The sequence below is a fragment of the Brevundimonas sp. 374 genome (assembly GCF_900102995.1).
GTDB lineage: Bacteria > Pseudomonadota > Alphaproteobacteria > Caulobacterales > Caulobacteraceae > Brevundimonas > Brevundimonas vesicularis_C.
Map to the genome: position 1 here is coordinate 589,611 of NZ_FNKT01000001.1, position 11,678 is coordinate 601,288.

General features: G+C 66.6%; 11 protein-coding genes. 3 read left to right on the top strand and 8 right to left on the bottom strand.

Annotation, left to right across the window (positions count from 1 at the left end; all coding sequences use genetic code 11):
• The first annotated feature begins 71 nt into the window (after positions 1-71).
• Complete coding sequence (lexA, locus tag BLR19_RS02910; protein WP_039247444.1) at positions 72-770, top strand: transcriptional repressor LexA; 699 nt, start codon at positions 72-74, stop codon at positions 768-770.
• Here lexA and BLR19_RS02915 read toward each other — a convergent pair.
• Positions 751-2,868 carry a ComEC/Rec2 family competence protein gene (locus tag BLR19_RS02915; RefSeq protein WP_091746988.1) on the bottom strand — a complete coding sequence of 706 codons (2,118 nt, stop codon included), beginning with the start codon at positions 2,866-2,868 and terminating at the stop codon, positions 751-753. The two genes, lexA and BLR19_RS02915, sit on opposite strands and share 20 nt — an antisense overlap.
• A gap of 67 nt (positions 2,869-2,935) precedes the next feature.
• On the opposite strand from BLR19_RS02915, the gene gltX reads away from it, so the two are divergent.
• Both gltX and gltA read left to right on the top strand, forming a co-directional pair.
• Entirely contained in the window at positions 2,936-4,351 is a 1,416-nt protein-coding gene (gltX, locus tag BLR19_RS02920; RefSeq protein WP_091746991.1) for a glutamate--tRNA ligase, read from the top strand.
• Between the two features lie 66 nt (positions 4,352-4,417).
• Complete coding sequence (gene gltA / locus BLR19_RS02925; RefSeq protein ID WP_091746993.1) at positions 4,418-5,719, top strand: citrate synthase; 1,302 nt, start codon at positions 4,418-4,420, stop codon at positions 5,717-5,719.
• A gap of 56 nt (positions 5,720-5,775) precedes the next feature.
• Here the strand turns inward: gltA and BLR19_RS02930 are convergent, their stop codons facing one another.
• From BLR19_RS02930 to BLR19_RS02960, 7 genes are read right to left on the bottom strand one after another with little or no spacing between them, the layout of a single operon-like run.
• Positions 5,776-6,756 (bottom strand): FUSC family protein, encoded by a 981-nt coding sequence (locus BLR19_RS02930; RefSeq protein WP_091746996.1) that lies wholly within the window; start codon positions 6,754-6,756, stop codon positions 5,776-5,778.
• A 2-nt stretch (positions 6,757-6,758) separates the two neighbouring features.
• Positions 6,759-7,928, bottom strand: a complete 1,170-nt coding sequence (lpxB, locus tag BLR19_RS02935) for a lipid-A-disaccharide synthase (protein ID WP_091746999.1) — start codon at positions 7,926-7,928, stop codon at positions 6,759-6,761.
• Positions 7,925-8,764: a UDP-2,3-diacylglucosamine diphosphatase gene (locus BLR19_RS02940; protein ID WP_091747002.1), complete on the bottom strand. Its 840-nt coding sequence runs from the start codon at positions 8,762-8,764 to the stop codon at positions 7,925-7,927. The genes lpxB and BLR19_RS02940 overlap by 4 nt, the downstream gene beginning before the upstream one ends.
• Complete coding sequence (lpxA, locus tag BLR19_RS02945; protein WP_091747006.1) at positions 8,761-9,549, bottom strand: acyl-ACP--UDP-N-acetylglucosamine O-acyltransferase; 789 nt, start codon at positions 9,547-9,549, stop codon at positions 8,761-8,763. The genes BLR19_RS02940 and lpxA overlap by 4 nt, the downstream gene beginning before the upstream one ends.
• Positions 9,549-10,043 (bottom strand): 3-hydroxyacyl-ACP dehydratase FabZ, encoded by a 495-nt coding sequence (gene fabZ / locus BLR19_RS02950; RefSeq protein WP_369818841.1) that lies wholly within the window; start codon positions 10,041-10,043, stop codon positions 9,549-9,551. Before fabZ ends, lpxA begins: the two co-directional genes overlap by 1 nt.
• Positions 10,040-11,053, bottom strand: coding sequence for a UDP-3-O-(3-hydroxymyristoyl)glucosamine N-acyltransferase (gene lpxD, locus BLR19_RS02955; protein ID WP_091747011.1), 1,014 nt, complete (start codon positions 11,051-11,053; stop codon positions 10,040-10,042). Before lpxD ends, fabZ begins: the two co-directional genes overlap by 4 nt.
• Positions 11,054-11,060: 7 nt before the next feature.
• Positions 11,061-11,666 carry an OmpH/Skp family outer membrane protein gene (locus BLR19_RS02960; protein ID WP_055753512.1) on the bottom strand — a complete coding sequence of 202 codons (606 nt, stop codon included), beginning with the start codon at positions 11,664-11,666 and terminating at the stop codon, positions 11,061-11,063.
• Between the last annotated feature and the right edge of the window lie 12 nt (positions 11,667-11,678).

Consider the following 11,678-nt stretch of genomic DNA (forward strand, 5'->3'; position numbering starts at 1 on the left):
AACACTTACAGAACATCGACAGATGTTCACGGCCCGTTCCGATTCGTCGGCGGGCGCATAAGGGCTTGGCGATGCTCACGCGCAAACAGCACGAACTGCTGATGTTCATCCACGAACGCATTCAGGAGACCGGCGTCTCCCCTTCGTTCGACGAGATGAAGGAGGCGCTCGATCTGGCCTCCAAGTCCGGCATTCACCGGCTGATCACGGCGCTGGAGGAACGCGGCTTCATCCGCCGCCTCGCTCACCGCGCCCGCGCGTTGGAAGTCACGAAACTGCCCGAACAGGCGACCGCCGGCGCGCCGCGCGGTCGCGCCGGGTTCAAGCCCGACGTCATCGAGGGCGGCGGCGGTGTCAGACCTGCGGCCCCGATGGCGGCCAACGACACCCGCGAGTTGCCGCTGATGGGCAAGATCGCCGCCGGCACGCCGATCGACGCGATCGAGCATGAAACCGCCCGCTATCCGGTTCCGGAATCGATGTTGGGTTCTGGCGAGCACTACCTGCTGGAGATCGAAGGCGACTCCATGATCGAAGCCGGTATCCTGAATGGCGACATGGTGGTGATCAAATCGACCGACAACGCCGCCTCCGGCGAGATCGTGGTGGCTCTGGTGGAGGGGGAGCAGGCGACGCTGAAGCGCCTTCGCAAGAAGGGGGCGTCGATCGCGCTGGAACCCGCGAACCGCAACTACGAAACCAAGATCTACGGCTCCGATCAAGTCGCCGTTCAGGGCAAGCTGGTCGGCCTCATGCGCCGGTATCACTGACCTTCGGGTCGGACTGACGCGTCCAGGGACGGTCGCCGCGCACGTCGGCCGTCCACACCGCGCGCCACCGGTTCGGCCCACCCGAACTGACGCGCCACAACTCGACCGCCCCGCCTTGCGCAAAGTCCACGCCGTCCAGGACAAGGCGATCCTGACAGGCGCTTGGAATTGAGGTGACGACAGCGCGGACGCTGACGACGGGCGCTGCGCGGCATAACGTCTCCATCTGATCTGAGCTCGGCGACTTCCGCCCCCACCAGATCGCCACGGGACCCGCCTCATTGGTGTCCGGTCGACAGGAGAAGCGGTCGCAGACCCAGCCCGTCTCCGAGCGATCCGTCATGGTCAGCCCTCGTCGCCGCGACCAGAGATCCACCGCAAACTCGCGCACGCCAGGCCGGACCACGACGGCCGCCTGATCACGCTGAAAGGCGGCGTTTGTCCCGCCGTCGCCAATCCAGAGGTCCGGCGTCGGTTCACGCGGCCAGATCAGGACGGCGGCTGCAAAGGGCAGTCCCAACCAGCGCAGGCGGCCCTGCCACAGACAGACGAACAGCACGCCCAGAAAGGCGATGGGCAGGACATAATTTGGCGCGCTGGCGACCGTTCTGACCGCGCCGGGCAATCCCGCCGTCCAGGCGCCGATCGCCAGCATCAGATCCACGCCCCATCCCGCGACCGCCAGGAACGGTCCCCCCAGCCCCAGAGGCTCAAGCGCTGCGCCCAAAGCCAGCGCGGGCATCAGGATGAAGTCCGCCACGGGCGACGTGCCGAGATTGGCCAGCAGTCCGTACATGGCGGTGCGGTTGAAATGCTGCATGGCGAAAGGTCCCGTCGCCAATCCTGCGACGACGCTGGCCGCCACAGCCGCCGTCAGCCACCCGCCCAGCCGTTGGACTGCCAGGATCGGCAAGGGCGCGGATATTTCGCGCGGGCGCTTCGGCCAAGCCTCGACCAAGGCGACCAAGGCCGCCGTCGCCGCGAACGACATCTGGAAGCCCGGCGTGACGATGGCTTCAGGCTGGATCGCCAGAACGATGAAGGCCGCCACAGCCAGGCCATGCATCGTCACCGCCTGTCGATCCAGCAGGATGGCGAGAAAGGCGATGGAGGCGGTGATCGCCGCCCGCTCGGCCGGCGGCGGCGCGCCAGACACGATCAGATAGACGCCGACCGCCGTCAGCCCGGCCACCGCCGCGACCTTCTTGCCCGGAATCCGCAGCGCCAGCCACGGCAAGGCCGCCACGCCCAGACGTACAGCGAAGAAGACGAACCCGCCGACGATGGCCATGTGCAGCCCTGACACCGACAGGATGTGCGCCAGGCCGGAATCGCGCATCACATCCATGTCCTCCTGACTGATCCAGGTTTCGTGACTGGTCGTCATGGCGGCGGCGATCCCGCCGGTCCGTTCGCCGAGCCGCGCGACGATCCTCTCGGCCAGTGCGAAGCGTGCGCCGTTGACCGCCATTTCAAGTCGAAGTCGCCACGGCGGAAGGGCTAGCTCAGCCCCACGCGTTTCGCCCAAGGCAAACGCCACGCCTCCCATGCCTTGGAAGAAGGCGTTCCGGCCGAAGTCGTAGGCGCCGGGGCTGGCCGGCGCAGGCGGCGGATTCAGAATGGCGAACAGGCGGATCGCTTCGCCGGGCCGTGGAGGGTGGCCCCGCACCGTCGCTCGCAAGCGCACCGGCGTCTGTTCGGGCGTCAGTCCCCGGATCCAGACCGGCGCGATCACGACCCGCGCGCCTCGCTGCCCCGGGCTGTCGACATCGACGACCCAGGCTTCGATCACGGTCGGTTCGCTGAGCACGGGCGCGATCGGCGCGGCGACGGCTTCGGTGCGCACCTTGGCCGCCGCCAGCCCACCTGAAACGCAGGCCACCATCAACAGCAGCCAAGTCAGACGCCGCGACCAGCCGCGCCTACGCGCCACGACCCACAGCCCAAAGGTCAAGGCGGCCCCCAGCACCAAGGGCCACAAGACCGGCTCGGCTCGCAGGGCAAAATAGCCCCCCCCACCCGCGCCGAATGCGACCGGCGCCCATAGCCGCCATCTCAGGGTCTGGGCGGCGACCTCGGCGTGCAGCCAGGCGCGCAATCGCGCAGCAGGGGTGGGTTTTGCCGCATCGGGGCGTATAAGGGCGTCGCTTACGGACGCCTCCCCCATGACCTCACCTTCCTCGACTGTCGTCACCCGCTTCGCCCCCTCGCCGACAGGCTATCTGCATATCGGCGGGGCGAGAACCGCTTTGTTCAACTGGCTGTACGCCAAGAGACACGCTGGGCGTTTCCTGATCCGCGTTGAGGATACCGACCGCGAACGCTCGACGGATGAGGCGGTGAAGGCCATTTTTGACGGCCTGAGCTGGCTGGAGCTGTTCGCCGACGACGAGCCGGTGTTTCAATTCAGCCGGGCCGACCGCCACCGCGAGGTGGTCGATCAACTGCTCGAAACCGGCCACGCCTACCGCGACTTCACCTCGGCCGAGGAAACCGGTCGTCTGCGCGATGAGGCCAAGGCGGAGAAGCGCACTTTCGAATCGCCCTGGCGCGACCGCGAGCCGACCGTGGACGACCTGGCCCTGCCGCACGTCGTGCGCTTCCGCCGGCCAAAGGCGACGACGGTCACGGTGGCCGATGAGGTCCAGGGCGACGTGAGCTGGTCGACCGAGGACCTGGACGATCTGGTGCTGCTGCGTTCGGACGGCGCGCCAACCTATAATCTCGCCGTCGTCGTTGACGACCACGACATGGGGGTGACCCATGTCATTCGCGGCGACGACCATCTGAACAACGCCGCGCGCCAGAGCCTGATCTACGATGCGCTGGGCTGGACGCGGCCGACCTTCGCCCACATACCCCTGATCCACGGACCGGACGGCGCCAAACTGTCCAAGCGTCACGGCGCACAGGCGGTGCATGAATACGCCGAGATGGGCTACTTGCCCGAGGCCATGCGCAACTATCTGGCACGCCTGGGGTGGGCGCACGGCGACGACGAATTGTTCAGCGACGCCCAGGCCATCGAATGGTTCGATCTCGCCGGCATCGGCAAGGCGCCCGCCCGTCTGGACTTCGACAAACTGGCCCACGTCAATTCGCACTGGCTGCGTCTCGCCGACGACGAGCGGCTCGCCAAGCTGACGCTGGATGCGCATCTGCAGAAGGGCCACGCCCTGGCGGAGGCGGACGAAGCCCGGCTTCAGCGCGCCATGCCTTTCGTCAAGGAACGCGCCAAGACGGTCCTCGATCTGGCCGACCAAACCGCCTTCGTCCTGAAATCGCGCCCGCTGACCCTGGACGACAAGGCAAAGGCGCTGCTGTCCGGTGAGACGCTGGATCGCCTCGCCCGTCTGCGCGAGCGGCTGTCCCTGTTCCAATCCTGGGATGTCTTCGCGCTGGAAGCCGAGCTCAAGGCCTTTGCGGAATCCGAGGGCGTCGGGTTCGGAAAAATCGGCCCGCCGATGCGCGCAGCGCTTACCGCAGGGTCAACATCACCTGATATTGCACGAACTTTGTCGGCTCTTGGGCGCGACGAAAGTCTCGGGCGCTTGGATGATGCGCTGCAACAGACTAAGTGATCACCCACAAACCAAAAAGCGGCCGACGCCTCCCCGCGCCTGGACGTGTGATGCAAAGGGGCATTCATGACTGAACAAGCCAAACCCGCCGGCTCGGCGACCCTGTCCTTCGAGGACAAGACGATCGAGTTGCCGGTCCTTTCGGGCTCTACCGGCCCGGACGTCATCGACATCCGCAAACTCTATGCGGGAACGGGCGCCTTCACCTTCGATCCCGGCTTCACCTCGACGGCGGCCTGTGAATCGGCTCTGACCTATATCGACGGCGACGCCGGCGTGCTGCTGCACCGCGGCTATCCGATCGACCAGCTGGCGTCGAAGTCGAACTTCGTGGAGGTCTGCCACCTGCTGCTGCACGGCGAACTGCCGACCGCCGCTCAGTTCGAGAAGTTCGAAAACAGCATCACCACCCACACGATGCTGCATAGCCAGTTCGATCGATTCTTCGAAGGCTTCCGCCGCGACGCCCACCCGATGGCGATTATGGTCGGCACCGTCGGCGCCCTGTCGGCCTTCTATCACGACAGCCTGGACATCCACGATCCGATCCAGCGTGACATCTCGGCCATTCGTCTGATCGCCAAGATGCCCACGATCGCGGCCCGCGCCTACAAATACCATATCGGCCAGCCGTTCGTTTCGCCGCGCAACGACCTGTCCTACGCCGAGAACTTCCTGCGCATGTGCTTCGCCGTGCCGGCGGAGGACTATCACGTCGATCCGGCCCTGGTTCGCGCCATGGACCGCATCTTCACCCTGCACGCCGACCACGAACAGAACGCCTCGACCTCGACCGTGCGTCTGGCCGGTTCGTCGGGCGCCAATCCGTTCGCCTGTATCGCCGCCGGCATCGCATGCCTGTGGGGCCCGTCGCACGGCGGCGCCAACGAAGAGGCGCTGACGATGCTCAAGGAAATCGGCACCCCGGACAAGATCCCGGAGTTCATTCAGGGTGTGAAGGACCGCAAGTACAAGCTGATGGGCTTCGGCCATCGCGTGTACAAGAACTACGACCCGCGCGCCAAGGTCATGCAACAGTCGGCCTATGAAGTGCTCGCCGCCACGGGCCGCGAAAACGACCCGCTGTTCCTGGTCGCCAAGGAACTGGAGAAGGTCGCCCTGTCGGACGAATACTTCACCTCGCGCAAGCTGTTCCCGAACGTCGACTTCTATTCGGGCATCACCCTGTCGGCGATGGGCTTCCCGACCACCATGTTCACCGTCCTGTTCGCCCTGGCCCGTACCGTGGGCTGGATCTCGCAGTGGCAGGAAATGATGGCCGATCCGTCGCAGAAGATCGGTCGCCCGCGTCAGCTCTACACGGGCCCGACCCAGCGCGATTACGTGCCGATCGAACAGCGCGGCTGAGACGAAGGCTAGAATGCAGAACGCCGGGGAGACATCCCCGGCGTTTTTCTTTGTCGTCAGACCAGCTTCAGATCCGCGAACCGTGCGGCCAGGTCGTCGAGATCGCGGTGCATATGGGCCACGCCGATTGCAGCAGCGCCCAGAGCCACATCATCACCCTCGACGGCCATGGACAGGGCCAGGCTTTGGTCGATCGCGCCCATGGGCTGCGCCGCCCTGCCTTGAGACAGCGCCGTAAGTTGCTCCACCGCCCGCTCCGCATCCTGCGACCAGGGATCCAGCCGGGCGCCCGCGCCCTCGGCCTGGAAACCGCGCCCCAGGATGACGATGTCGCTGCGCACGCGCCAGAAGGCGCGCACGAGCGCAGCCCGGTCGGCGGTCTCACGTTGCGGACCGGGCAGATCGATGACATTTTTGGCGGCCTGACCCAGCGCATCCAGTCGTCGCTTCAGATCAGCATGACGGCGCGAAATCTCGGAGGCATCCTCCGGGACGGCCTTTGAGACCAAGGCCAAAAGCACAGCCGCCTCGCGCGCCTGAAGCTTGAAGGATTGCCTGGCATGGCGCGGGAAAAGGGCCAGGATCGCCAGCACACCGACGCCGCTGCCGACCAGGATTTCCATCACCCGATCCAGCGCGAGGGACGCCGGTCCTTCCGCGCCAGTGCCACCGGCGATGACGATGGTCGCCGTTACGGGTGCGACCTTCAGCCAAGGCCGCCCGGCTGCCAAGAAGGCCAGCAGCCCGGCGGAGACGGCGATGCTCAGGGCCATGCTTTCCAGGCCCGGCGGGCGAAGGAAGGCGAACACCGCCCCCGCCAGCGCCCCGGTCGCCGTGCCGATGGCTCGGTCGCTCGCCACGGTCAGGACGCCGCCGCCGACGCTCGCCTGGATGACGACGATGGCGGAAATCACGCTCCAATATGGGTGCGGCAGGTTCAGCCAGGTCGCCAGATAGAGCGCGGCCATCGCGCCCACCGCCATCTGAAGCGCGGCGCGGACCTCGGCCGCACGTCGCGGACTGAGCGCCCGCGCCATCGTCAGTTCCCCGACTTGGCGGCGATGACCCTGAGCACGGCGTCGGCAGCCAGTTCGGACGGGTCCGGACCTCCGCGCCCCATCAGATCCAAGGCCGCCGTCTGACGACGCGCCTGTTCGGCCGCCAGGGCCGGGTCGGCCAGCAGCCGCCCGACCGCCGCCGTCAGGATGGCCGGGGTCGCCTCGTGCTGAATGAACTCGGGTGCGATCCGGTCGTCGGCCGCGACATTGAACAGGGTGATATGTTTGGCGGTCACGAACCGCTTCATCAACTGGTAGCTGAGCCCGTCGATCTTGTAGGCGATGACCATCGGCGCGCCCGCAAGCGCGAGCTCGGTCGACACGGTGCCGCTGGTGGCCAAGGCGACGGTCGCGGCGCGCATGGCGTCATATTTTTCGGCTTCATCGACCAGGTGAACGCGGAAGGGCCAGGCGGCGACGCGGCCCGCAACATCGTGAGACACCGTCCCTGCGGCGACCACGGCGACTTCCAGGCCGGGATTCGCGGTCTTCAGCTTTCTGACAGTCGCCTCATAAACGGGGGCCATCCGCGTGATCTCGCTGGGCCGGCTGCCGGGCAAAACCAAGAGAAGCTGCGCGTCGGCGGCGATCCCACGACGCGCGCGAAATGCCGCACCGTCCGCAGCATCCACATTCACATGAAGCGCCGACGAACCGACCACAGTGGTCGGCAAGCCCTCGCGCTCGAACCAGGGCGCATCAAAGCCGTAGAGGGCCAGAAGATGGTCGACAGCGCCTGCCAAGGTCTTGGCCCGGCCCGGACGCGACGCCCAGACCTGAGGCCCGACATATTTGATCAGCGGCAGGTCCGGTCGCTCGGCCCGGATCGCCTTGGCGACACGGATGGTGAAGCCCCAACTGTCGATCAGCACGACGGCGTCAGGCTTTTCCCGCTCGGCCAGCGCCGCCGTCTGCTCGACGCGCCGCTTGACCTTGCCATAGGCGCGCAAGCCCTCGATCCAGCCCAGAATCGATAGTTCGGCGATGTCGAAGGGGCTGGCGACGCCCTCGGCCGCCATCTTGGGCCCGCCGACGCCGACAAAGGCTACATCGTCCCCCAGCCGCACCTTCAACGCCTTGGCTAGACCCGCGCCCAGCGCATCGCCCGAAGCCTCAGCCGCCACCAACATGATCTTCAGCGGACGGCTCACCGATCCTCGCCCCAGACGAACAGGCCCAGACGGTTCGCCGTCTCGACGATGGCCGGGCGATCAATCAGGATCAAACGTCCCGCCACGCCGCCGATGCCCGCCAGACCCGCCGCCGCCGCCATTTCGACGGTGCGCGGTCCGATCACGGGCATATCGACGCGCAGATCCTGAATGGGCTTGGGCGCCTTGCCGAGCGCGCCCTTGGGACTATCAACCGCTCCACGCAAGTCGCCGGGCAGGCCAGCGACGCGGGTCAGCATCGCGTCCGTGCCTTCTTGCGCCTCGACCGCGAGGACCAGGCCGTCACAGACCACGGCGCCTTGCCCGATATCCAGTTCACCTGATTTTTCGGCGACATGCAGCGCCTTCTTCAGATCGGCTAGCTGCTCCGCGGTCGGCGAGATGGCGCCCAGCGCGCCAGCGCCAAGCGTGTCGCCGCCCAGAATGTCGTCGGCGCCCTCGACAGCGAAGCCTTCGGCCTCGAACACTGACAGGATTTTACGCAGCAGAGCGTCATCCCCTTTGGAGGCCGCGGCGACGATGCCCGGCAACAGGGTCGCCCCTTTGAAGTCAGGCTTTAGCGTCTTGAAATCCGGCCGATTGACGATGCCCGCCAGACACACGGTGGTGCAGCCCTCGGCCTTCAACGCCTTCAAGATCGCGCCGATCTGCGCCATGCCGAACTCGGCGCCGGGCCAGCGCGCCAGATGCTCATCCGCGAACCCCGCCAGACGGATCAAGAAAACCGGTCGCCCGAGCGCATCGCAACGCGCCGCGACAGCCGCCGGCAGATCGCCGCCGCCCGCGATCAGACCCAGCTTTCCAGCCGCGCTCATTCCGCGTTGGGCAGGCACAGCGGACGCCGCCCGCCGTCGCGGATGAAGGCGATGATCTCCATGATCTCGGGCAGGTCGGCATAGCGTTCCGCTACGCCATCGATCCGACCGGCGAACTCGCCGTCGCCCTCGAACAGATCGCGATAGGCTGCCAGCAGACGCCGCACCTGATCCTTGCCGTAGCCCTTGCGCTTAAGGCCGATCAGATTCAGCCCACGCAGCCGCGCATGATTGCCCCAGGCCGAGCCATAGGGGATGACGTCGCGCGTCACCGCCGCTAGGCCGCCGATGATCGCGCCCTGCCCGACGCGGCCGTTCTGGTGCACCGCGCACAGTCCGCCCAGAAACACCTTGTCCCCGACCTGAGCATGACCGCCCAAGGTCGCGTTGTTGGCCATAACCACATTGTCGCCGACGACGCAGTCGTGACCGACATGGGCGCCGGTCATGAACAGGTTGTTCGACCCCACGACCGTCACGCCCGTCCCCTGCGGCGTGCCTCGATTGAAGGTGCAGTGCTCGCGGATCAGGTTGTTCTCGCCGATCTCCAGCCGTACCGTCTCGCCCTTGTAGCCATTGTGCTGCGGGTCGCCGCCAATGACGGCGAAGGGATGGATGATCGTTCCGGCCCCGACCGTCGTGTCCTGCTGGACCACGACATGACTGACCAGACGCACATTGTCGCCCAGCACCACATTCGGCCCGACCGTGCACCAGGGGCCGACCTCGACCCCCTCGCCCAGGGTCGCCGTCGCGTCGATCAGAGCCGTGGGATGAACGGTCATCAGGCCGCCGGCCCAGGCGCTGGGGCAGGCACAGTCACGACCATCGCCATGAACTCGGCTTCGGCCGCCAGCTTTCCGTCGATGAAGGTCTCGCCCCGGAACTTGTAGGCGTCGCCCCGCGCGCGGATCACCTTGACCTCCATGCGCAGTTGGTCGCCGGGCCGCGCCGGCTTTCTAAAACGAACCCCGTCGATCGACATGAACATGATGACCTTGTCGGCCACGGCGACATCCAGCGTCTTGGACATCAGCAGGGCGCCGGTCTGGGCCATGGCCTCGACGATCAGCACGCCGGGCATGACCGGATCGATCGGGAAGTGCCCCGGGAAGAAGGGCTCGTTGTGACTGACGTTCTTGATGCCGACGATCGACGTCGCGGGCACAAAGTCTTCGGCCTTGTCCACCAGCAGGAAGGGATAACGGTGCGGCAGCCGCCGCATCACCTCGGCGTAATCGATCTTGCCTTCGACGGCAGTCGTGTCGCTCATCCCTATGATTCCTTCGGAGCCTTCTTCGATGAGGCCTGTTTGGCGAGCCAGACCGTCTCGCGCAAGAACTGTCGGATCGGACGCGCCGGATAACCCGACCAGGTCTCGCCGGCGGGAACATCGGCCAGCACACCGGCCCCGGCCGCGACGCGCGCGCCCTCGCCGATCGTGATGTGGTCGCCGATACCCGCCTTGCCGCCGAAGATGACGTTGTCGCCCACGGTCACCGAGCCCGAGATGCCGGTATTGGCGACCAGCAAACAGTTGCGGCCGATGACGCAGTTGTGGCCGACCATGACCAGATTATCGATTTTGGTGTTTTCGCCGATGACGGTGTCGTCATAGGCGCCGCGGTCGATGCAGGAGTTGGCGCCCACCGTCACGCCGTCCTGAAGAATGACGCGACCGAGTTGGGGAATATCCATGACCCCCGCCGCCGTCCCCGTGGCGCCGAAGCCCGCTTCGCCGATCCGGGCGCCGGCATACAGCTTCACCCGGTCGCCGATCAGCGCGAAGGCCACGCTGACGTTGGCGCCGATCACGCAATCACGGCCGATTTGCACGCCGGGCGCGATGACGCTGTTGGCGCCAATGCGGGACCCTCGACCGATGCGGACGCCCTGCCCCAGGATCGCGCCCGGTTCGACCACGACGCTGTCGTCCTCGCCCGCCTCGTCGCGGGTTATCGCTTTGTCCAGAAGTATGGGCCGATGCAGCGCCAACGACGCCTTGGCCCAGGCGGCTTGAGGCGTGCGCGAGATGATGACAGCGGCGGACGACGGCGCGGCGTCCTTGGCCTCAGCCGGCACGATGACGCAGCCGGCCTGTGTCGTCGCCAGCGCGGCGGCGAACTTGCGGTCGCCCAAGAACGCGATCGCGCCCCCGTCCGCAGAGGACAAGGGCGCGACGTAGGCGATCATGCGATCCCCGCCCCGCTCGACCTCGCCCCCGATCTGCGCCGCCAAATCGGCGACGCTGAGGGGCGACAGGGTTTCGAAAAAGCGGGGATCGGGCATCGACGACTTAGTTGGCGGCGGCCGGTTGAGCCTGCGTCTGAGCCGGCACGGCCATACGGTTAAAGCTCAGGGTCGGCAGGGCCGTGTTCAGGCGCTGGATCGCCAGGTCAGTGACATCCATGGCCGGGTTCATCATGAAGACGCTCTCGCGGTCCAGCAGCAGGCCGCAGCCCTTCTCCTGATACAGGGCGGTCAGGATCGGCGAGACGGCCTCGGTGATGGCCTGGCGTTGCATACCCAGGGTGTAGCGCAGCTCGTTTTCACGCGTGGCTTCCAGCTGTTGGGCCTCTTGCGCGCGCTGCTGCAGGGCCTGACGGCGCTGTTGCAGTTGGTCGGCCGGCAGGCTCGAGCCCGAGGCTTGCAGTTGCTGAGCGTCCGACTGGATGGAAGTGGCGTAAGGCTGCAATTCGCCCTGAACTTCCTGAGCCAACTGTTGCATGCGGGCTTCGACGGCCTGACCGGCCGACGACTGGGCCAGCAGACGCGCGTTGTAATAGACGCAGACGCCGGGGATCACCGGGCCGGGGTTGGCCGGCGCGCCGGCCTGTTGCGCCGAAGCGGCGGTGGCGATGAGCGAAGCAGCGGCGGTCGCCGCGATGATCAGAGCTTTCATGGTGTTTCCTCG

Excerpts from the sequence above, each read along its gene's own strand:
- lexA (WP_039247444.1), top strand. The coding sequence starts at position 72 with ATGCTCACGCGCAAACAGCACGAACTGCTGATGTTCATCCACGAACGC.
- gltX (WP_091746991.1), top strand. The coding sequence starts at position 2,936 with ATGACCTCACCTTCCTCGACTGTCGTCACCCGCTTCGCCCCCTCGCCG.
- gltA (WP_091746993.1), top strand. The coding sequence starts at position 4,418 with ATGACTGAACAAGCCAAACCCGCCGGCTCGGCGACCCTGTCCTTCGAG.
- BLR19_RS02930 (WP_091746996.1), bottom strand. The coding sequence starts at position 6,756 with ATGGCGCGGGCGCTCAGTCCGCGACGTGCGGCCGAGGTCCGCGCCGCG.
- BLR19_RS02940 (WP_091747002.1), bottom strand. The coding sequence starts at position 8,764 with ATGAGCGCGGCTGGAAAGCTGGGTCTGATCGCGGGCGGCGGCGATCTG.
- lpxA (WP_091747006.1), bottom strand. The coding sequence starts at position 9,549 with ATGACCGTTCATCCCACGGCTCTGATCGACGCGACGGCGACCCTGGGC.
- lpxD (WP_091747011.1), bottom strand. The coding sequence starts at position 11,053 with ATGCCCGATCCCCGCTTTTTCGAAACCCTGTCGCCCCTCAGCGTCGCC.
- BLR19_RS02960 (WP_055753512.1), bottom strand. The coding sequence starts at position 11,666 with ATGAAAGCTCTGATCATCGCGGCGACCGCCGCTGCTTCGCTCATCGCC.